This window comes from Micromonospora sp. NPDC049230 (genome assembly GCF_040647875.1).
Classification (GTDB): Bacteria; Actinomycetota; Actinomycetes; order Mycobacteriales; family Micromonosporaceae; genus Micromonospora.
Genome location: NZ_JBEZCZ010000029.1, coordinates 40,713 through 61,633, shown reverse-complemented (window position 1 = coordinate 61,633; position 20,921 = coordinate 40,713). Strand labels below are relative to the sequence as shown.

18 protein-coding genes and 1 riboswitch are annotated in these 20,921 nt (G+C 71.9%); of the genes, 5 read left to right on the top strand and 13 right to left on the bottom strand.

What is annotated here, in order from left to right:
* Window positions 1-33 precede the first annotated feature (33 nt).
* The 4 genes from AB0A95_RS23080 to AB0A95_RS23065 all read right to left on the bottom strand — a co-directional run bounded on the left by AB0A95_RS23080 (window position 34) and on the right by AB0A95_RS23065 (window position 4,617).
* Window positions 34-657: an ATP/GTP-binding protein gene (locus AB0A95_RS23080; protein WP_184178649.1), complete on the bottom strand. Its 624-nt coding sequence runs from the start codon at window positions 655-657 to the stop codon at window positions 34-36.
* Window positions 638-1,003, bottom strand: coding sequence for a DUF742 domain-containing protein (locus tag AB0A95_RS23075; protein WP_007465174.1), 366 nt, complete (start codon window positions 1,001-1,003; stop codon window positions 638-640). The genes AB0A95_RS23080 and AB0A95_RS23075 overlap by 20 nt, the downstream gene beginning before the upstream one ends.
* Before the next feature lie 90 nt (window positions 1,004-1,093).
* On the bottom strand, window positions 1,094-1,501 hold the full coding sequence (locus AB0A95_RS23070; RefSeq protein WP_030329975.1) for a roadblock/LC7 domain-containing protein: 408 nt from the start codon (window positions 1,499-1,501) through the stop codon (window positions 1,094-1,096).
* A complete protein-coding gene (locus AB0A95_RS23065) occupies window positions 1,498-4,617 on the bottom strand; it encodes a sensor histidine kinase (protein ID WP_357557789.1) in 3,120 nt (1,039 codons plus the stop codon). Before AB0A95_RS23065 ends, AB0A95_RS23070 begins: the two co-directional genes overlap by 4 nt.
* A gap of 444 nt (window positions 4,618-5,061) precedes the next feature.
* On the opposite strand from AB0A95_RS23065, the gene AB0A95_RS23060 reads away from it, so the two are divergent.
* Window positions 5,062-6,240, top strand: coding sequence for an ABC transporter substrate-binding protein (locus tag AB0A95_RS23060; protein WP_357557788.1), 1,179 nt, complete (start codon window positions 5,062-5,064; stop codon window positions 6,238-6,240).
* Between the two features lie 112 nt (window positions 6,241-6,352).
* Here AB0A95_RS23060 and AB0A95_RS23055 read toward each other — a convergent pair whose 3' ends face one another.
* On the bottom strand, window positions 6,353-7,213 hold the full coding sequence (locus tag AB0A95_RS23055; protein WP_357557787.1) for an ABC transporter permease: 861 nt from the start codon (window positions 7,211-7,213) through the stop codon (window positions 6,353-6,355).
* Window positions 7,214-7,314: 101 nt separating this feature from the next.
* On the bottom strand, window positions 7,315-8,343 hold the full coding sequence (locus AB0A95_RS23050) for an ABC transporter substrate-binding protein (RefSeq protein ID WP_357557786.1): 1,029 nt from the start codon (window positions 8,341-8,343) through the stop codon (window positions 7,315-7,317).
* A 269-nt stretch (window positions 8,344-8,612) separates the two neighbouring features.
* Here AB0A95_RS23050 and AB0A95_RS23045 point away from each other — a divergent pair, with 269 nt between their 5' ends.
* From AB0A95_RS23045 to AB0A95_RS23030, 4 genes are all read left to right on the top strand, one after another.
* The gene (locus AB0A95_RS23045) at window positions 8,613-9,398 is read left to right on the top strand and encodes an ABC transporter ATP-binding protein (RefSeq protein ID WP_357557785.1); all 786 of its coding nucleotides are present in this window, start codon (window positions 8,613-8,615) and stop codon (window positions 9,396-9,398) included.
* A 2-nt stretch (window positions 9,399-9,400) separates the two neighbouring features.
* Window positions 9,401-10,351 (top strand): LLM class F420-dependent oxidoreductase, encoded by a 951-nt coding sequence (locus tag AB0A95_RS23040; RefSeq protein ID WP_357557824.1) that lies wholly within the window; start codon window positions 9,401-9,403, stop codon window positions 10,349-10,351.
* Entirely contained in the window at window positions 10,348-10,656 is a 309-nt protein-coding gene (locus AB0A95_RS23035) for a cupin (protein ID WP_088987605.1), read from the top strand. The genes AB0A95_RS23040 and AB0A95_RS23035 overlap by 4 nt, the downstream gene beginning before the upstream one ends.
* Before the next feature lie 78 nt (window positions 10,657-10,734).
* Window positions 10,735-14,223 (top strand): hypothetical protein, encoded by a 3,489-nt coding sequence (locus tag AB0A95_RS23030; RefSeq protein WP_357557784.1) that lies wholly within the window; start codon window positions 10,735-10,737, stop codon window positions 14,221-14,223.
* A 196-nt stretch (window positions 14,224-14,419) separates the two neighbouring features.
* On the opposite strand, the gene thiC is transcribed toward AB0A95_RS23030, so the two are convergent.
* From thiC to thiE, 7 genes are all read right to left on the bottom strand, one after another.
* A complete protein-coding gene (gene thiC / locus AB0A95_RS23025; RefSeq protein ID WP_357557783.1) occupies window positions 14,420-16,012 on the bottom strand; it encodes a phosphomethylpyrimidine synthase ThiC in 1,593 nt (530 codons plus the stop codon).
* Window positions 16,013-16,029: 17 nt separating this feature from the next.
* Complete coding sequence (gene thiD / locus AB0A95_RS23020) at window positions 16,030-16,815, bottom strand: bifunctional hydroxymethylpyrimidine kinase/phosphomethylpyrimidine kinase (protein ID WP_357557782.1); 786 nt, start codon at window positions 16,813-16,815, stop codon at window positions 16,030-16,032.
* A complete protein-coding gene (locus AB0A95_RS23015) occupies window positions 16,812-17,573 on the bottom strand; it encodes a thiamine phosphate synthase (protein WP_357557781.1) in 762 nt (253 codons plus the stop codon). Before AB0A95_RS23015 ends, thiD begins: the two co-directional genes overlap by 4 nt.
* Before the next feature lie 134 nt (window positions 17,574-17,707).
* Window positions 17,708-18,487 (bottom strand): thiazole synthase, encoded by a 780-nt coding sequence (locus tag AB0A95_RS23010; protein ID WP_357557780.1) that lies wholly within the window; start codon window positions 18,485-18,487, stop codon window positions 17,708-17,710.
* Window positions 18,484-18,684, bottom strand: coding sequence for a sulfur carrier protein ThiS (thiS, locus tag AB0A95_RS23005; protein ID WP_357557779.1), 201 nt, complete (start codon window positions 18,682-18,684; stop codon window positions 18,484-18,486). Before thiS ends, AB0A95_RS23010 begins: the two co-directional genes overlap by 4 nt.
* Window positions 18,675-19,883: a glycine oxidase ThiO gene (thiO, locus tag AB0A95_RS23000; RefSeq protein WP_357557823.1), complete on the bottom strand. Its 1,209-nt coding sequence runs from the start codon at window positions 19,881-19,883 to the stop codon at window positions 18,675-18,677. Before thiO ends, thiS begins: the two co-directional genes overlap by 10 nt.
* Window positions 19,880-20,506, bottom strand: a complete 627-nt coding sequence (thiE, locus tag AB0A95_RS22995) for a thiamine phosphate synthase (RefSeq protein ID WP_357557778.1) — start codon at window positions 20,504-20,506, stop codon at window positions 19,880-19,882. Before thiE ends, thiO begins: the two co-directional genes overlap by 4 nt.
* Window positions 20,501-20,610: riboswitch (TPP riboswitch) on the bottom strand. Its footprint overlaps the gene before it by 6 nt.
* Window positions 20,611-20,921 lie beyond the last annotated feature (311 nt).

The following is a 20,921-nucleotide window of genomic DNA, read 5'->3' as shown; positions in this document are numbered from 1 at the left end:
CCGGCCGGTGGGTGCCGGCCGTGACACCACGCATCAGCCGACCGGCGTGGGGAAGCCCCGTCCGTGCTCCGCCTGGAGGCGCAGCATGGCGTGCTCGACGACAGTCACCAACACCTGCTTGACCGAGTCCCGGTGCCGGGCGTCGGTCATCACCAGCGGCACCTGCGGCGAGATGGCCAACGCCTCGCGGACCTCCTCCAGCTCGTACTGGGGAGCACCGTCGAACCGGTTCAGCGCCACCACGTACGGCAGGTTGCGGTTCTCGAAGTAGTCGAGCGGGGCGAACGCGTCGGTGATCCGGCGCGTGTCCACCAGGACGGCGGCACCCACCGCACCTCGGATGATCTCGTCCCACATGAACCAGAACCGGGTCTGACCGGGTGTACCGAAGAGGTACAGGATCAGGTCCTGGGCCATCGTGATCCGGCCGAAGTCCATGGCGACCGTTGTGGTCTCCTTGCCCGGCACCTTGGACGGGTCGTCGATGCCGACACCCGCCGCGGTCATCAACGCCTCGGTGGTCAGCGGTGTGATCTCGGAGATCGCCCCGACCAGTGTCGTCTTGCCGACGCCGAAACCGCCCGCGACGACGATCTTCGCGGAGACGATTCCCCGGCCTGGCCGCCCCCCAGCGGGGTCATAGCCTGCGAAGTCCACTTAGCACCCTTCCAAGCAGTTCCATCCGCTCCTCGAACCCCTCGGCGGGAGCAGCAGTGTGTAACGTCAGCAGGCTCTCGGCCACCATGTCGGCGACCAACACCCGGGCGACGCCCAGCGGCATCCGGGTATACGCGGCGATCTCCGCCAGCGACTGTGCTCGGCCCTCACAGACCGTGGCGATGCGGTGCTTGTCATGCCCGGCGAAACGGGACTCGGCAACCTGGGTGGGGGACGCGGTGAGGACTGCCTCCAGGGCGATGTCCTGCCGAGGCTCGGTACGACCTCGGGTGACCGCGTACGGACGCACCAGCGCGCCACGCGGGTCAGCGCGCCGTTGGTCCATCCCCGATCACCTCCTCGTCCCCCGCGGAGCCGGTGTGTGCCGCCTCCCGTTTCCTGACTCGGCGCGCGGCCGAGCGCCGTCTTCTCGGTGCTACGAGCGCACCGCGTCGCGCGGCAGCGGCACCAGCGCGGCACCCACCCGCTCGACCAGCAGCGCCATCTCGTAACCCACCTGGCCCACGTCGCAGCTGCGCGCGGCCAGCACGGCCATCGACGACCCGTCACTGATCGACATCAGGAAGAGGTACCCGCTGTCCATCTCGATGACTGTCTGCAACACCCCGCCCGCGCTGAACATCCGGGCAGCGCCCTCGGTCAGGCTCACCACGCCGGAGGTGATCGCGGCGAGCTGGTCGGCCCGGTCCGCCGGCAGATCCCGGGAGGACGCGAGCAGCAGCCCGTCGGCGGACACCGCCACCACGTGGGCGATGCCCGCCACGCTGTCGGCGAAGTTGGTGAGCAGCCAACCCATGTCCTGCATGGCAGCTGGCCTGTTCATCGGCTCTCCTTGGTCGAGGTGCTGTTCAGGTCCGTTCCGGCCGTCCGACCACGTTGTACACCGCGGTGGTAGGCCGACAACAGACCGCGTACTTCATCGGGGGTCCGCCGGCTGCGGTCCCGGCCGCTCTTCGGTTCGATGCCACCCGGCACGAGCTGCGCCTGCGGCACCCGCTTGGGCAACCCGGAGCGGGTGGTCCCGGCGGGAGCCGGCTCGGCGGCCCGGCTGGCCCGGGACCAGCCCTCGTCCGCCGCGGTCCGCCAGGCATCCGGGTCCACGGGTGGCACGGTGGGAGCGGCGGGAGCGGCCGGCGTCGGCCGGGCGGCCGGCGGCGGCGCGTACGACGGCGGTGTGCCGAGCCCGCCGGTGGTCGCGCTGTCCCGGCCCCCGGTGCCCGGCGTGGTGGTGCCGTCGGTGTGGGAGCTGCCCGGTGTGCGGGTCGGCAGGGGCGGTCGGGCCGGTGCCGTGGGCGGCGCGGACGCGGCACTCGGCCGCCCGCCGCTGCCCGTGCGCAGGCCGGCGTCGGCCGGAGCGGCGGGTGCTGGCGGCTCGTCGAAGGTGGGCCGGGTGAAGATCGCGGTGGCGTCGTCGCCGTGCGACCGGAACCAGACCGCCTCCATCTCCCGGAAGATCGGCGCCTCGGCCGGGAAGTCCGGCCGGTTGGTGACCGGTGCGGCGGGCACCGACGGCGCTGGCGGCGGTGCCACAGCGCCGGCGCCGGCGACCGGGCCGACCGGCAGACCGGGGGCGCCGCGGCCGTCCGCGGCCTCCGCGGTCGAGCCGCGCCGGGGCAGCGGATCGATGGTCGGGTACGCCACTGTCGGGCCACCCGCCGAGGCACCCGCGTTGGTGCCGTACGCGGGCCGCGCCGGCGGGAGCGGGGCGGCCGGAGTCGGGGCGGCCGGTGCCGGCGAGCGGGTGGCGCCGAAGCCACCAGCCTGTACGGCAGGGGTGGTGTCCCGCGAGTCCAGCGGGGACTGCCACTGGGCGGGAGCCGGCGTGTTGGTGCGCCACTGGTCGGGCAGGGTCGCCGCCGCGGTCGCGGCACCGGCGAACTGCTCGCTGTGATCGGCCGGGGTGAGCGGCGTCTGCTCCACGGCCATCGGCTGACGCGGCCGGGTGAGCACCTGGTCACGGCCCCGGCTGCTGGGCAGCACCACTGTGGTGGCGGGCAACGTCACCTGGGCGACGGTGCCGCCCTCGACGTTGCGACGCAGCTCCACCCGGATGCCGTAGCGGGAGGCGAGCCGACTGACCACGGCCAGACCCATCAGCCGGAACGCGGCGACGTCGACGCTCGGCGGGGCCGCCAGCCGGCGGTTGAGCGAGTCGAGTTGCTCGTCGGTGAGGCCCAGCCCACGGTCCTCGATCTGGATCAGGACGTAGTCGCGGATCCGGCGACCGTCGGCGACCACAGTGGTGTTCGGCGGTGAGAACCGGGTGGCGTTGTCGAGCAGTTCGGCGACGAGGCGTACCACGTCGTTGACGGCGTGCGCGGCGACCGAGATGTCGGTGTCCACGGTCCCGAACTCGATGCGGTTGTAGAGCTCCACCTCGGACTGGGCGGCGCGCAGCACGTCCACGACGAGCGCGTCGTCGCGGCGCGGCACGGCGGAGTCGGCGCCGGCCAGGACCAGCAGGTTCTCGTCGTTGCGGCGCATTCGGGTGGCCAGGTGGTCAAGCTCGAAGAGCTGCGCGAGCCGCTTCGGGTCCTCCTCGCCGCGCTCGATCGCGTCCAGCTCGCCGATCATCCGGTCGACCAGGGTCTGACTACGACGTGCCAGGTTGAGGAACATCGCCGAGACGCTGGTACGCAACGCGGCCTGTTCGGCGGCGACCCGCACCGCCTCGCGGTGGACGACGTTGAAGGCCAACGCCACCTGGCCGACCTCGTCGCGGTTGTTGAGTTGGATCGGGTCCCGCACCTGGCGGACGATCTCCTCCACCCCGCCGTCGCCCACGCTGCCCATGGTCTGCAACCGCCGCACCGCGTCGGGCAGGTCGTGGTTGGCCACCGAGAGGGCACCCTCCCGAAGCCGGCGCAGCGAGTGGTTGAGCGAGCGGGCCAGCACCACGGCCAGCGACACGGCGATGATCAGGGTCAGCAGCACCAGAACCGACTCGATCACGGCCTGTCGGATGACATCCGAGCGGGCCTGGTCTGCCTGATCGAGCAGTCGGTCCTGTAGTTGGATCTCGGCCCAGCGCATCAGGTCGTTCACGGCGCCGATGGCGGCGGTGGCGTCCTGCGCGGTGACCAGCGGGCGCTGCCCAACCGATCGGGTGATGTCGTTGGCGACCCGGTCGGCCAGGCCGACCGCGTCACCGGAGACGGTGCTGTCGACAAGCGCGCGCTGGACCGGGTCGGCGGCCAGGGAGAAGGCGACGAGGGCCTCCTGCTGACTGGTCAGCGTGGCCACGAAGGAGGAGAACTGCTCCGAGTCGAGTTGGCCGGCCGTCAGCGCGGTGAAGGCGACCGCCTCCTCCTCGGCGACGGAGGCCTTGGCGCGGGCGAACGCGGAGACCGCGCGGCGGCTGTCCGACAGGCTCTCGTCGCCGGGCAGCTGGGCCAGGCCGTCGCCGTAGGCGACCAGGTCGGTGAGGATGACGCCGTAGCGGAGCACCGCCTCGGCGACCGCCATCTGCCGGCGGTCCAGCACCTTCTGCCGGGTGCCGTCCAGAGTGGCGAGGTGGTCGTCGATGGTGGCGAGGCGGTCCCGCAGCGCCGTCGGCACCTCGCCGATCCGGCCCCGCTCGGCGCGGTACTCGTCCACCTTCTGCTGCGTCTGGCGGACCCGCAGGTTGTACGCGTCGGCCGGCTGCTGCGGGGTGGCCAGGTAGGCCGCCGCGGCCATCCGCTCGGCCTGGAGGTCCTGGGTGAGTGCGCTGACGTCGATGGAGAGGGCCGTCAGCGACCGGGCTCGGGTGGCGTCGAAGGCGCCCTCGCCAACGGCGATCAGCCGGACCGTGGCCAGCGCGATCACCGCCGCCACCGGGACGACCAGGATCAACGCCAGCTTGGACCGGATCCGGGCGTCGCGCAGTCTCGGCATCCGCCGGCGGGCGGGCCGAGCGCTGTCGCCGAGCGCGGGCAGGGTCGTCGGTCCGGTGCTCACGACATCGCCTCCGTCGTTTCTTCCCCACCTGACCCGCCGAGCCATGCCGTAAGCGGAGGGGACCACGCGCGGCACGGCCGCGATTTCATCAGAGAAGATCCTGTTTGGGAAGCCGCAGTGAGGTAGGAAACGGTCGGACGGAGCGCATCCCGTGATCCGGGCAACTGATACCTTCATTTCCGCAAGCCCCTGAACAGGGCATGTAACTCCTGAGTGGTCACGCGTGTATGCAAAGTGAGCTTTTGCAAACATTGCGTTACCCCAGCATGTGGGATGGCCGTCCCGAAAGTGCTGCCGGGGTCCGCGCTTGACCACAGCGCCGGCCATTGGCAAGGTTTTGCAGGCTTCGCGCACACCGTACGGCAGAGGAGATCCCGTCTTCCACTGAGGACGGATTAGCGGCGGTGACCGGGCAGCGCCCGCGCCCGCACCTGGAGGACTGAGTTGAGCCCCATCCGCTCCGCGACCATCGCGGCGCTCGCATCGGCCGTAGTGGCCACCACGCTCACCGGCTGCCAGTTCGGCGGGGCGGAGCAGGACACGAGTCCGATCGTGATCGCTGCCGACCTCGAACTCTCCGGCGCCGCCGCCCCCGTCGGGCGGGCATACCAGCGCGCGCTGGAACTCAAGAGGGACCAGTTGAACTCCTCCGGGGCACTCAACAACCGGAAGATCGTGCTGAAGGTGAAGGACAACCGTTCCGACCCGGCCGAGTCACTTCGCAACATCGTCGACTTAAGCAGCGATTCTCAGGTCAGCGCCATCATCATGGGTGGCTGCAACGAATGCGCGGTCGGTGCGGTTGGAACCATCAACGAGAAGCGGATTCCCACCATTGCGCTCGCCGCTTCCGGCGCCATCGCCCGCCCGGCCGCCGAACGGCGCTTCGTGTTCAAGCTCGGCCCCAACGCCCCGGACAGCGCTGCCGCGCTCACCACGGAACTGCGTCGCAACAACATCCGCAAGGTGGGTGCGCTCTTCAGCGACGACGACTACGGCCGGGAGGGCGCGGCCGCGCTCCGGAGCGAGTTGACCAAGGCCAACATCACGCTTCGCGAGCAGCGGGCCAAGACCACCGACACCGACGTCAGCCAGCAGATCCAACAGCTCACGGCGACCAAGCTCGACGCGCTGGTCTTCTGGACCCCGCCGGAGCAGGCGACGCTGGCCGCCACCAGCGCTCAGCAGACCACCTTCCGCGGGTCCCTCTTCTTCGACGCGGGTGCGGCCGGTGACCTCTTCCTCGGTGCGGCGGCCAGGGCCACCGAGCGGGCCACGCTGATCTTCACCCAGACGATGGTGATCGACGACGTGATCGCGACGACCCCGGCCAAGGCGGCTCGGCGGCAGTGGTTCCAGGACTACACCGCGCGCTACGGCGGATACAACGGGTCCTCGTCCTTCGCGGCGGACGCCATCCAGTTGATCGCCGACGCGGAACTTCGCGCCGGTGGTGAGGCCGGGAAGGTGAACCGTACCGGCATTCGGGACGTGCTCGAAACGTCCCAGATGGACGGCCTGTCGGGCCCGATCCGAATGACGCCGGACAACCACAGCGGTCTGATGCCGCAGGCGCTCACCACGCTTGTGGCCCGCAACGGCCGCTGGCGCCTGGCGGGTTAGCGCTATCCGCATGATCAACAAAACGTTGTTGATTGTGCGGTGACTGGGACGGTCCGACGAGAAAGGGCCGGCCTCCCGATGGGGAGGCCGGCCCGTCACGTTTCTCGGGTGGTCAGCGACTGCTGGTGGTCTCGCGGACCCAGGGCAGCGCGATCCGTTCGGTCAGCACGAGCGCCGAGTAGAGCAGGATGCTCACCAACGCCACCAACATGATCGCCGCCCACGCGGTGGCGGTGTCACCGACGCCCGCGTACTGCGTGATGACGTAGCCGAGGCCACTCTCGCCGGCCTGGAACTCACCGATCACCGCGCCGATCGCGGCCAGTGGCATGGCCACCTTGAGCCCGACGAAGATCTGCGGCAACGCGGCCGGGAAGCGCACCTTGCGGAACGCCTGCCAGCGGGAGGCGTTCCAGGAACGCACCAGCTCGGCCAGGTCGGCCGGCGTGGTGGTGAGCCCGGTCGCGGTGGAGAGCACTATCGGAAAGAAGCAGAGCAGGAACACCATCGTCAGGATCGGTTTCTGACCCCAGCCGAGCGCCACCACCAACAGCGGGCCCAGCGTGATCTTCGGCACCGCGTTCACCGCGACCAACAGTGGGGTGAACATCCGCTCCACCGTTCGGGAGCTGGCCAGCGAGAGTCCGATCAGGATGCCGGCCGCCGCCGACAGCGCGAAGCCGACAAGGATCTCCAGCAGGGTGTCCCAGGTGTGTTCCAGCATCTGTGCGGGCTTGTCGACGAACGCGGTGAGCACGTCGCCAGGCGGTGGCAGAGCCGCGGGATGGACCAGTTCCAGCCGGGCGATCAGCCACCACGCCGCCAGGGCCACCAGGAGGCCGGCCGCGGGCAGCAGCGCCGCCCCGGCCCCGGCGCCGAGACCGGCGCCTCGACCTGCTCGCCCCGCCTCGGGTCCGACACCCACGGGTGGGGATGCCGCCACCGCCGGGTCCACCGACCGGACGTCGGTCATCTTGTCCTCCTCGAAATCCCACGGCCCCGGGGGGCCGACGAGCGACGGGGGTACGCCCCACCGGAAATCGGCGAGACGTACCCCCGGTGACGACCGGACGATCAGGCCTTCGGCGCGAGGCTGAAGTCGATGATCTGCTCGGGGGTGATGTTCTGCTTGAGCGCGCCGGCGCCCTGGAGGATCGCGATGCTCTTGGCGACCCGGCCGCTGTCCAGGGTGCCGATCGCGGTGCCGGTGTTGCCGGACCGGACGTACGCGGCCATCAGCTCCAGCTCGGCGGCGGCGGCGACCGGGTTGGCGGCGTCGACGTTCTTCTTCAGGATCTCGCCGGCCTCCTTGGAGTTGGCCAGGCTGTACTCGAGGCCCTTGAGCAGCGCAGTGGTGAACCGCTTCACCATCTCGGGCTTCTCCTTGGCGATCTTCGAGGAGGTGATCAGCACGTTGCCGTAGAGGTCCTGCATCACGTTGCTGTACGGCAGCATGACGGCCTTCTTCTTGGCCACCGCCTCGATGGTCGGCTGGCCGACGACGAACTGGCCGATGCCGTCCACGGCGCCGGAGGCGAGCGTGCCGATCAGGGCCTGCGCCTCACCGTTGACCCAGGTCACCTTGCTCGCGTCCACGCCGGCCAGCCGGGCGTACGTCGGGAAGAGGTTGCGGACCACCGAGCCGGGGGTGTCGGCGAGCTTCTTGCCCTCCAGGTCCTTCGGCGAGGCGATGTTCTTGCCCTCGACCGAGGCGATGCCGGCCATGGTGCGCTGCTGGATCGCGGCCACCACTGTGAAGTCCTTCGCCTGGCCGTTGCCGACCTGGAGCAGACTGCCGGTGAGGTCGACCGGGCCGAAGGTGGCCTGGCCACCGACGATGGTCTGGATCACGCCGCCGGTGCCCTGACCAGGCTTGATCTCGACGTCGAAGCCGGCGTCCTTGAAGTAGCCCTTCTCCTTCGCCACCCAGGCGTAGGAGTCACGGCCGAAGTTGCCGAAGGAGGTGAGGTAGGTCACCTTCTCCAGCGCCCCGCCCTTGCCGCCCTTGGCGTCAGACGAGTCCGACCCGCTGCTGCAGGCGGAAACGAGAGCGAGGGCAGTGGCCAGCGCGGCCGTAGCGACCGTACGGGTCAGCCTTCTCATCAGTAGCACCATGTCCTTTCCAGCCGGGGCCGACGGGCCGCCGGAGGGGGTTGTCATGACGGGCCGGCGGGAGGGGTGGAGCCGGACGCCGCCGTCGTGGGGGGACTCTTCGCGGGCACAGCGTACGAGAAAGGCACAGTTGCGACGCCAGACGTATCGGGTTGCGGATCGGAAACAACCTCATGACCACCCCGGACGGTTCGATAGGCAGACACGCCGCTAGCCTTTGTCGGATTCCTGACCGACCACTCAGCGGAGGTGCGCCGGAGATGATCCGACTGACCGGGGTGTCCCGTACCTTCGAGGGCCGATCCGGCCGGGTGGAGGCGCTGCGGGGCATCGACCTCGACGTCGCCGAGGGTGAGTTCGTCGCCGTGCTCGGTCGCTCCGGGTGCGGCAAGTCCACACTGCTGCGGTTGATCGCCGGCCTGCTCCCGCTGACCGCCGGTCAGATCACCGTGGCCGGTACGCCGATCTCCCGTCCCCGCCAGGACATCGCCATGCTGTTCCAGAAGCCGGCGCTGCTGCCCTGGCGCACAGTGCTGGACAACGTCCTGCTGCCGGTGGAGATCTTCGGCTGGAGCCGCGCCAAGCACCGCGAGCGGGCCCGGCAACTGCTCGACGTGGCCGGGCTGGCCGGGTTCGAGAAGCGGCTCCCGCACGAGCTCTCCGGCGGCATGCAACAGCGGGTGTCGCTGTGCCGGTCGTTGATCGGTGAGCCCCGGGTGATGCTGATGGACGAGCCGTTCTCCGCGCTGGACGCGCTCACCCGCGAGGAACTCTCCGGCGAACTCCAACGGGTCCACATGGAGAACAAGCCGACGATCGTCTTCGTCACCCACTCGATCGACGAGGCGGTGCTGCTCGCCGACCGGGTGGTCGTGCTGAGTCCCCGCCCCGGCCGGATCCGCAAGGTGGTGGACGTCGCCATCCCCCGACCCCGCACCCTGGGCCGCAACGCCCACCTGGCCGATGTCGCCCGCGTCAGCGCCGACCTGCACGAACTGCTGATGGAACGCGACAAGCCGGCCGCGGCCGGCGCGGAAGGACGATGACCATGCGGGTGTCGGTCTTCACCGAGCCGAACCGAGGCGCCACCTACGACACGCAGCTCCGGTTCGCCCGACTGGTCGAGGCCTGCGGCTACGAGGGCTTCCTCCGCGCCGACCACTACCAGTCGATGGGCGCCGACCCGGGTCTGCCCGGCCCCACGGACGCCTGGCTGACCCTCGCCGCGCTGGCCCGGGAGACCGAGCGGATCAGGCTCGGCACCCTGGTGACGTCGGCAACCTTCCGCCTGCCCGGCCCTCTCGCGATGATGGTCGCGCAGGTCGACCAGATGAGCGGCGGCCGGGTCGACCTGGGCATCGGCGCCGGCTGGTACGAGCGCGAGCACACCTCGTACGGCATTCCGTTCCCGCCGGTCGGCGAACGCTTCGACCGGCTGGCCGAGCAGCTTGAGGTGATCACCGGGCTGTGGCGGACCCCGTCCGGCGAGACCTACAGCTTCAACGGCGACCACTACCGCCTCGTCGACGCGCCGGCCCTGCCCAAGCCGGTGCAGGTGCCCGGACCGCCGATCATCGTCGGCGGGCGCGGCCCCAAGCGCACCCCCGAACTGGCCGCCCGGTACGCCGACGAGTTCAACATGCCGTTCAAGTCCGTGGCCGACACCGCCAAGGCTTTCGACCGGGTGCGTGAGGCGTGCGAGCGCATCGGTCGGACGGAGTCCGGTCGAGCGCCGTTGGTGCTCTCCGCCGGGCTCGTCGTGGCCATCGGACGGACCGACGCAGAGGCCCAGCGGCGGGCCGCGCCTCTGCACGAGAAGAGCGCGCTGCCGCCGGAGGACCCGGTGGTCGGCTCACCCGCGCAGCTCGCGCAGCGCATCGGCGAGTTCGCCGCGATCGGCGCCACCCGCGTACACCTGCGCCTGATCGACTTCGCAGACCTCGACCACCTTGAGCTGATCGCCGCCGAGGTGCTTCCGCAACTGGACGGAGAACGATGACCGACGTGATCGACGGAACCGAACTCGGGCCGGTGGGCCAGGAGATCGTGTTCGAGAACGACAGGGTCCGGGTCTGGCACATCCGGCTTGAGCCGGGTGAGCGGCAGCCGCTGCACCGGCATGATCACCCGTACCTGGTGGTGGCGATCGAGGGCGCGAAGAACGTCGTGCAGACAATCGACGGCACCCGGATCGACGCCGACGAGCCCACCGGCGGAGTGGTCTACCGGGACCCGGGAGCCGTACACATGCTCACCAATGTCGGAGACACGACTTACCTGGCTCGACTGGTCGAACTCAAGTAGACCCGCCGAGCGGCGAGCCGGCACGCCGCGCGGCGTGCCGGTGGCGGTCCGGTGTGCGGGGTGCGTAACGTGCCGGACATGGCCTTTCGGACCTGGGGCAGACTGCTGCTCACGGCGCTCGGGGTGAGCGTGCTGGCCGGAGCCGGCCAGCTCGGCGTCGCGTACGGTTTCGGCATCGTCCGGCTGACCGGCGCCTTCACCGGTACGACAGTCAACCAGTGGCCCGCCCAGCTCGTCTGGGTGGGCTGGTTCGCCGCGAACGCCGCAGTCGTCGGCGCTGTCCTGACCGGACGCCTCGCTCGCAGCGACGCGCCGGCAGCCAGCACCGGCCGGCAGTTGGCGATCGGCGGCGCCGCCGCACTCGGCGCCACGGTCATCGCCCCGCTCTGCATGCAGCCCGCCCGCGCCGCGGAGTTGATCTCCGTTGACCCGGTCTGGGCGGTGGGCATCTGCGCCGTACTCGGCGCGGTGATCGGAGCGGGCGCGGCGACCGCCGTCCTGCTCCGACCCGAGCTGGGCTGGAACATGGCGGCGGTGGCCGGCGCGATCTGGCTGCTGGCGCTGATCTCCGTCCTGCCGTCACTCGGCACGGCCGGGCCGCTGCCGACCGTCCGCCTCGGCGTGCTCGAGCCGAGCTGGCTGGACGACGCCGTCGCGCAACGGCTGGCACTGCTCCTGCTGCCCATCGTGGCGCTGTTGGCCGGGGCCGCGACCGCCGGGCTGGCTCGCTGGCGGGGGCAGGAGCCCCTGATCAGCGGGGCGACCGGGGTGGCCGGTCCGGTGCTCGTGGCGTTCGCCTACCTGACCGCCGGCCCGGGTGACTCCGTGGACCGCTACCAGGTGAATCCGTACTACGGCGCTCTGATCGCGATCCTCGCCGGCGCGCTCGGCGCGGCCGCCGCCGCGTTGCTGCGCTGGCCGTCGCGCGCCCGCACCGCTCAATCCACGGCCATCGAGCCCAGCGACATCCTGGGCGCGCTGCCCACCGGCCCCGCCCTGCCCAACGCCGCGTCGACGAGCCCGGCGAACGACACGGCCACTGCCGACCGGACCGACACGCCGACGCCCGCCGGGTCGTCAGCCGCAGCGCCGCTGTCCGTCGGGTCGCCATCGGTCGGGGAGTTGGCCGCCGCCGCGCCAGGTCCGCGTGCCGCCGGCGGCTCCGATGGTGTACGCACCGTCCCGGCGCACTGGGACTGGCCGGCGACCGCCGCCAGCGGCCAGCACGGTGCGACTCCCGCCGCTCCGGCGGAGCCCGCGAGCTGGCTGACCGATCCGACCGGTGAGTTCACCGCCAGACGGCGGATGCCCTCGTTGGGCCGGGACGATGTCATCTCCCCGGCCGAGACCACGCGCTCGGCCAACCCCGCCACCACCAGCTCGACCAGCACCAGCTCTGTCGGCACCACAGCCGGACGCGCCGATGCCGCCGTTCCGACAGCTGGTCCGGCGGCCGACGAGCCGACCGCGACGAGCACCAGCGTAAGGCCGACCGGCGGGCGCACCGCCGCCCCGACCGGCTCGGAGGGACCCAACGCCGGCACCGACAGCACGAGCACGAGCAGCACGAGCACGGCAGGAGCCGATGCGGGCGTGACGGGCACGAGCAGCACGGGCAGCACGGCAGCAGCCGACGCGAGCATGGCGAGTACGGCAGCAGCCGGCACGGGCGCAACCAGCCCGGGGACGGCCGGTGCGGACAAGGTCGGCACTGGGTCGGCCGGTGCGTACACGGTCGGCACGGAGACAGCCGGCCCGGCCGCCGCCAGCACAAACCCCGCCGTCGCGACCGCCGCCAGCACGGGAACAGCCGGTGCGGACAAGGTCAGCACGGGAACAGCCGGTGCGGACAAGGTCAGCACGGGGACGACCGGCCCGGCCGCCGCCAGCACGGGAACTGCCGGTGGGGACAAGGTCAGCACGGGGACGACCGGCCCGGCCGCCGCCAGCACGGGGACAGCCAGTGGGGACGAGGTCAGCGCGGGCCGCGCCAACCTGGACGGGGCAAGCACGCACGGGGTGAGCACGCACGGGACCAGCACGGACGGGGCGGATGCACCGCTGACGGTCAAGCCCCGCCGGGCCCGCAAGCCGAAGGCCAGCCCGCTCGCCACCACCAACCCGGCGGAGGGTGCGTCGGCATCGGGGTCGACGAGCACCGACGCGACGGCCGCCGGCACCGACGTGCCCGACACCGAGGGTCAGGGCTCCGAGTCCGGCCCGGCCACCGACGCCACCCCGACCTCCACAATCCCCGCGAGCGCAGTGGCCCCGACCACCAGAACCGGTCGGACGAAGACCCCCGTCACCCCGACCCCCATCACCCCGACCCCCACGACCGGCCCAGCGAGAACGCCCACGCCGACCACCACCGCCGGCCCACCGAGGACACCAACCCCCACCACCACCACCACCGCCGGCCCACCGAGAACACCCACGCCGACCACGAGCGCGGGGCCGCCCAAAGCACCCACCCCCACCACCGCCGGCCCACCCAAAGCACCCACCCCCACCACCGCCGGCCCACCCAAAGCACCCACCCCCACCACCGCCGGCCCGCCAAGAACACCCAAACCCGTCACCGGTCCGGCAGGAGCAGCGGCCACCCCGGCCGGTACGAAGGCGGCGGCGGACGATTCGTCGCGTACCCCGGACGGGCCCGGCGTTGCCTCCACGGCGCGGCTGGCCGACTCGGCCAGCGAATCTGCGGCCGCCGGGGCTGGCGAGACGAAGAGCGCGCGGCCCACCACCGAGGACGATCACACCGGCGGGCTTTTCGGGGTCACCGCCGCCAGCGACCCGGACGCGGTCCGGTGGACGCCCGCACCGTCGGCCTGGCCGGTCACCCCGGCTTGGACGGTCCCACCGCAGGCATCCGAGCCGGGGGCGACGGCGTCGGAGCCGCCGACCGGACCGGACGAGTCAACCGGGCAGACGCCGAGGGCCCGGCACCGGGTGCCGCTGCCGGACCTGAGCCGGGTTGCCACCTGGAACGCGTTCGACACCTCTCGCCGCAGCGAGCCGACGGAGTCGCCGGACGATTCGGCGACGTGGACTGCCCCGACCGGCCCGGCCACGGCAAGCGAGTTGGCCGCTGGGGCCAGACACCCCGGTTCGACGGAGCCTCCGACCGTGCCGGACGGAGCTGGCACGCCCACCGGCAACGGCCCCGCTACCAGCACCGGCACCGGCACGGGCATCGGCACCGGCACGGGCAGCACCAGCAGCACCACTGACAGCGCCACCACCACTGACAGCGCCACCGGCGACGGGGCAGGCACCGACGAGCCGGCGAGCACCGACCCCACAGGGGCCGCTACGGCGTCCGCGACGGTGGCCGAGCAGCCCTCCCGGCGTGGGCGGCTCGGCGGTCTGTTCCGCCGCAACCGGTCCCGGGGCGAGGAGAAGAGCGCCGAGGCGTCGAACATGACAGAGGCCCTGCCGACGCAGGACGAGGAGTTCGTCGACTGGGTCGCCGGTCTGGGCAAGCCGGTGTCGGACAACGAGCCGCAGCAGGAGAGCGGTCGACGCTCGCTGCGCTCGACCGGCCGGCACCACCGCGACTGACCCACCGGCCGGCGGGTCAGTGGCTGCTCGGGTAGCGCACTGATCCACTCGGGTTCACTGAAATCGGGCTGTCCCGCCCGCGCGGATACCGCGACTTCAGTGAACCCGAGTGGATCATCCCGGGGCGCACGCGAGGGGACGGTCCAGGCCACGCGAGGGGACGGTCAGGCCACCCCGGGCGCACGCGAGGCGACGGTCAGGCCAGCGGCAGGTAGACCCGTCCGCCGCCGGAGACGAACTCCTCCGACTTGTCCTTCATGCCGCGCGCCGCGTACTCCTTGAGCTCTTGGGTGATCTTCATGGAGCAGAACTTCGGGCCGCACATCGAGCAGAAGTGTGCCGCCTTCGCCGGCTCGGCCGGGAGCGTCGCGTCGTGGTACGAACGCGCTGTCTCCGGGTCCAACGAGAGGTTGAACTGGTCCTCCCAGCGGAACTCGAACCGCGCCTTCGACAGCGCGTCGTCCCAGTCCTGCGCGCCGGGGTGACCCTTGGCCAGGTCCGCCGCGTGGGCGGCGATCTTGTACGCGATCACGCCGGCCTTCACGTCGTCCCGGTCCGGCAGGCCGAGGTGCTCCTTCGGGGTGACGTAGCAGAGCATCGCCGTGCCGAACATGCCGATCATCGCGGCGCCGATCGCCGAGGTGATGTGGTCGTACGCGGGCGCGATGTCGGTGGTCAGCGGACCGAGCGTGTAGAACGGCGCCTCGTGGCACCACTCCTGCTGGAGGTCCACGTTCTCCTTGATCTTGTGCATCGGCACGTGACCGGGGCCCTCGATCATCACCTGCACGTCGTGCGCCCAGGCGATCTTCGTCAGCTCACCGAGCGTACGCAGCTCGGCGAACTGCGCCTCGTCGTTGGCGTCCGCTATCGAGCCGGGCCGCAGCCCGTCGCCGAGGGAGAACGTCACGTCGTAGCGGGCGAGCAGCGCACACAGCTCCTCGAAGTTGGTGTAGAGGAAGTTCTCCTCGTGGTGCGCCAGGCACCACGCCGCCATGATCGAACCGCCCCGGGAGACGATCCCGGTGACCCGGTCCACGGCCAACGGCACGTACGGCAGGAGCACCCCCGCGTGCACAGTCATGTAGTCCACGCCCTGCTCGGCCTGCTCGATCACGGTCTCCCGGAACACCTCCCAGCTCAGCTTCACCGGGTCGCCGCCGACCTTCTCCAGTGCCTGGTAGATCGGCACCGTCCCGATCGGCACCGGCGAGTTGCGCACTATCGACTCGCGGGTCTCGTGGATCCGCTTACCGGTGGACAGGTCCATCACGGTGTCCGCGCCCCAGCGGGTGGCCCAGGTCAGCTTCTCCACCTCCTCGGCGACCGACGAGCTGACCGCCGAGGTGCCGATGTTGGCGTTCACCTTGACCAGGAACGCCTTTCCGATGATCGCCGGCTCGCACTCCGGGTGGTTGACGTTGAGCGGCAACACCGCCCGACCGGCGGCGATCTCGGCGCGCACCAGCTCCGGGTCGACGTTCTCCCGGATCGCCACGAACTCCATCTCCGGCGTCACCACACCCGCCCGCGCGTACGCGAGCTGGGTGGGACGACGTCCGTCCGCGCCGGCGAGCGGCGTACCCGCACCTCGCACCGGTGCCACGTCACCCCGCTCGGCGATCCACGGACCCCGCAACGCTGGCAACCCCACCGATGGGTCCGACCCCGGGCCGGACGTGTCGTAGAGCCGCACCGGCGGAAGGTCCCCGGTCAGCTCCACCTCCGCGAACGGCACCCGGACATCGGGCCGCGAACCCTCGACGTAAACCTTGCCTCGTGCCTGCATGACAACTCCCTTGGTGATCAGGCGGACCAGCCGAAGTGATCCAGCGGTCCACGTCCCGCGCCCAGCTCCCAACTCCGTGCGCCGGTCAGCGCACGGAGCACGTACTCCTTCGCGGCCCCCACCGCGTCCGGCACCGGATCGCCAAGCGCGAGCCGCACGGCGATCGCCGCCGAGAACGAACACCCGGTGCCGTGGGTGTGCCGGGTGTCCACCCGGTGGGCGCGCAGCAGGGTGGTGACGCCGCCGCCGTGCAGCACGTCGACCGCCTCGCCGCCGCCCAGGTCACCGCCGGTGACCACGACGTACTCCGGGCCGCCGGCCGCGAGGGCCTCGGCGGCCACGACCATCGCGGACACGTCGTCCACTCCGCGTCCGGTGATCGCCGCGGCCTCCGCGCAGTTCGGCGTCGCCACCCTGGCGTACGGCAGCAGCCGCTCCACCGCACCGACCACGCCGAGGCGGTGTCCACTCGTGGCGACAAGCACCGGATCGACGACGAGCTGCGGCAGCCGGCCGTCCCGGGCGGCCTCGGCGACCACGTCCGCGACAGCCGGGGTGCCGAGCATCCCCGTCTTGACCGCGCGCACTGTGAAATCCACGAGTACGCTGTCCAGCTGCTCGGTCACCGTCCGCGGCGGCATCGGCAGCACGGCGTCGACGCCCCGGGTGTTCTGCGCGGTGACCGCGGTGAGGACGCTCGTGCCGTACGCGCCGAGCGCCGCGAAGACCTTGAGATCGGCCTGGATGCCCGCGCCGCCGCCGGAGTCGGAGCCGGCGATGGTGAGGATGGTGCTCGGGGTCACTTCTCCTCCTTGGTTGCGGTTTGGGGTGGGCCGTTTGTGGTTGCGGTTGAGGGCTGCGGCCGACAGTGCCCACTCCGGGCGGTCAGGCTTGATCCCTGCGTGGGCACTGTCGGCCGCAGCCCCGTGCGTGGAGACCTGGTGGCTCCGTGCCGGGTTTGGGTCAGCACCGGGGTGACCGCCTGGACATAAGCGCTGGTCAGGGCGGTGGCTGTTTCGGCGGGGTCTTGTGCTCGCATGATCGCGCCCAGCACCGCCACTCCTGCGGCTCCTGCCTTGATGCAGGCGGTTACCTGGTCCGGGGTTTCGACACCGCCCAGGGCCAGTACCGGTACGTGGCTGATCCTGATCAGCTCGCGCAGCCCTTCGGTTGCCAGGGGTGGGCCGTAACCCGGTTTTGTCCTGGTGGGGTAGACCGGGGAGATGGTGGCGTAGTGCTCGGTGGTCAGGCGGTTCAGCTCGTTCTCGTCGTGGCAGGAGCGGCCGACCAGGCGGTGGGTCGGCGGCGGGTACGGGCCGGCGGCGGGCAGGTGCACGGCGTCGCCGCCCAGTGGGTCGGGACCGGCCACGACGAGGGTTCCGCCGACGTCGGCGAGGATCGCGCGCAGGTCCGTGGCGAGGGCGGCGCGCTCGGCGCGGGGCAGGTCCTTCTCCCGCAGCACCACCCAGCGCACTCCCCCGGCCACCGCTCCCGCGACAACCCGCTCAAGTCCACCAAGAGCAACAAACCGATCGGTCAGAACAACAACCCCCGACGGCACCCTCCCCCACGAGATCTTGGAAGGAATGTGCCCCTCCAGGGGCGTTTTCCTTCCAAGATCTACCGGGGGCGGCGCTGCCGGCAGCGGTGGTGGTGCGGGCAGCGGTGGTGGTGCGGGGGGCGGTGGTGGGCCGGTCACAGGTTGGGTCTTCCCTCGTCGGGGGTGGACGCCAGCGCGTGGAAGCGGCGGGCGATCCGGCCGGCGCCGGCCGCGAGATGCCCGGCCTCGACCGCGTAGCGCATCGCGGTGGCCATCGCCACCGGGTCCGCGGCCCGGGTCACCGCGCTGGCCAGGAGCACCCCGTCGCAGCCCAGCTCCATCGCCAGGGCCGCGTCGGAGGCGGTGCCGATGCCGGCGTCGAGGATCACCGGCACGTCGACACCCTGGCGGATGAGCCGGATGTGGTGCGGGTTGCCGATGCCCAGCCCCGAGCCGATCGGCGAGCCGGCCGGCATCACCGCGGCACAGCCCACGTCGGCGAGTCGGCGGGCGAGCACCGGGTCGTCGCTCGTGTACGGCAGGACCGTGAAACCGTCGGCGACCAACTCCTCGGCGGCGCGGAGCAACTCCACCCCGTCGGGCAGCAGCGTCCGCTCGTCGCCGATCACCTCCAGCTTGACCCAGTCGGTGTCGAACGCGTCCCGGGCCAGTCGGGCCACCTTCACCGCCTCGACAGCGGTGTGACAGCCGGCGGTGTTCGGCAGCAGGCGTACCCCGCAGCGGTCCAGCAGGTCCAGCAGCCCGCCGGCCGTGCCCGGGGCGGTGTCCACCCGGCGCAGGGCCAGGGTGACCAGTTCGGTGCCGGAGGCCCGGATCGCCTGCTCCAGCACGTGCAGGTTCGCGGCACCACCGGTGCCGAGGATCAGCCGCGAGGTGAACGTCTCCCCACCCAGCTCGAACGACATCCCGCTCACCCGCCCTGCGCCGCGGTGAGCACCTCGACCTGGTCACCGTCGCGCAGCGCCGTGGTCGCCCAACCCGCCCGCGGCACCACCTCGCCGTTGACCGCGACCGCCACCCCACGTGGTTGCGGGGCGACGTCACGGACCAGGTCGGCCACCGACACCTCGCCCGGGACGCTTCGCCCGGCCCCGTTCACCGTCAACTCCACAGGTCCCCCTTCATCGTCGTTTCGGGCTCGCCGTCCGCCGCCGCCCCGACGAACCGGTCCGCCGCCGCCACCCCGACGAACCGGTCGGCCGCCACGCCGACGAACCGGTCCGGCCGGAAGGGCGCGAGCAGCGGATCGGGCTCGCCGGTGCACACCAGGTCGGCGATCAGGTCCGCGGTGACCGGGGTGAGCACGATGCCGTGCCGGTGGTGGCCGGTGGCGACCAGGACGTCCGGTCGGCCCGGCAGCGGCCCGAGGATCGGTGCGTTGTCCGGGGTGCCCGGACGCAGCCCGGCGACCGCCTCGACCAGGTCGTACTCGGCCAGCTCGGGCAGCAGGTCGACTCCGGCGCGGAGCAGGCGCTGCACGGCACCGGCGGTGACTGTGGTGTCGGATCGTTCCTCGACTGTCGCGCCGAGCACGACCTCGCCGTTGGGGCGGGGCACCAGGTAGACGGGTTCGCCGTCGGCGTACCCCCGGATCACGTGCCGGAAGCCCGGCGCGACGCCGTCGGGCGCGCGTAGCCGGAGGATCTGGCCCTTCACCGGCCGCACGGGCAGCCCGGTGAGTGCGGCGGCCCCGCAGCCGGCGGCGACCACTGTGACTCGCGCGTCCACTTCGGACAGCCGCGTGACCTGCCGCGGCACCAGCACCGCGCCGGCCCGCAGCGCGGCCGTGCGCAGCGCCGGCACCAGCAGCCGGGGGTCGACCTGGTGGTCGGTGGGCGCGAGCGCGCCGCCGCGCACGCGGGGGGCGAGCGCTGGTTCGAGGTCGCGCAGCTCGCTGGGGCGCAGGGGGGTCACCGGCAGACCCAACCCCTGTTGGTACGCCCACAGCCGGCGTGCCTCGGCCAGGTCGTCGCGGGTCAACCCGACAAGCAGGGTGCCCTCGGTCCGGTAGCCGATGTCGGTGCCCGTCGCTTCGGCAAGCTCGGCGGCGAACCCGGGCCAGCGGGCGGCGGACGCCAGCAGCAACTCGGTCAGCTGCCGCTCACCGAAGTACGCCTCGGCGACCGGGGCGAGCATGCCGGCGGCCACCGCCGACGCCCCCGAGCCGGGTGCCGGATCGTGCGCCACCACCCGCAGCCCCCGCGCGGCGCAGCGCCAGGCGATCGCCAACCCGATCGGCCCGGCCCCGATCACCGCAACGTCCGGCCGGGCCCGGTCGTCGGAGGACGCCGACTCGGACCGGCCGGTCAGCACGTCAGGGCCTCGATCAGCGTGGCGGTAGCCTGCGCCGGATCGGCGGCGGCGGACAGTGCGCCGACCACCGCCACCCCGTACGCCCCGGCGGCCCGCAGCTCCCGGACGTGGGCGGCGGTCACGCCACCGATCGCGATGACCGGCACGTCGACGGCGTCGGTGACGGCGCGTACCCCGGCGGGCCCGATCGGGTCCGGCAGGCCGGACTTGGTGCTGGTGGGGTGGCACGGGCCGACGCCCAGGTAGCTGGCCCCCGCCGCGACTGCCGCGGTCGCCGTTTCCGGCGCGCGGGCGGTGGCCCCCAGCACGCCGTCGGGGCCCAGCACCCGACGGGCGGCGGTGACCGGCAGGTCGTCAGCTCCGACGTGGCCGCCTGCGGCACCCACCGCCAAGGCCACGTGCAGTCGGTCGTTGACCAGGCAGGTCGCCTCGTACGGCAGGCAGAGCGCCAGCACCCGCCGGGCCAGGTCGTACGCCTCGCGGTCGGTGGCGGAGTCCTCGACCCGGACCTGCACGACCAGGTCGGCGCGGGCCACAGTGAGGGCGGCCCGGACCACGGTGAGCGGGTCCCGACCGGGTCGGGTGTCGGTGATCAGATGCAGTCGCCCCAGGGACGGCACGGCAACTCTCCTCCCTGCGCCGGCATTACCCGGATCAGGTTCGACGGTCGGGGGCTGTCAGCCCCCCTCTCAGCCCGGTACACCGGGCTCCCGTGGGTTACTTGCGTGTCACCGTACGACAGATCCGCCGGTCTGCCAAGGCGGGGCTCGGCGGCGGCCGGTGGGCCGGAACGCACCGAATCGAGCTAGATCTGTGGGGCGGTTCATGCGGTCCTGTTCGGAATGTCGCCTGCCGTTGCAGAACCGTTACCCGCCGGCATCTTGCCGGACATTGAACCAGTCGAATTAATTTGTTCAGCGATTCGACAAAATGTCGGTGGGGGCACCCTCGCAGGGTGTGACCACCGGCTCCATCAGGGACGGCCTTCGGCGAGCCGACTCCCGCGATCTCCGTCACTACGACACAGGAGGCGGC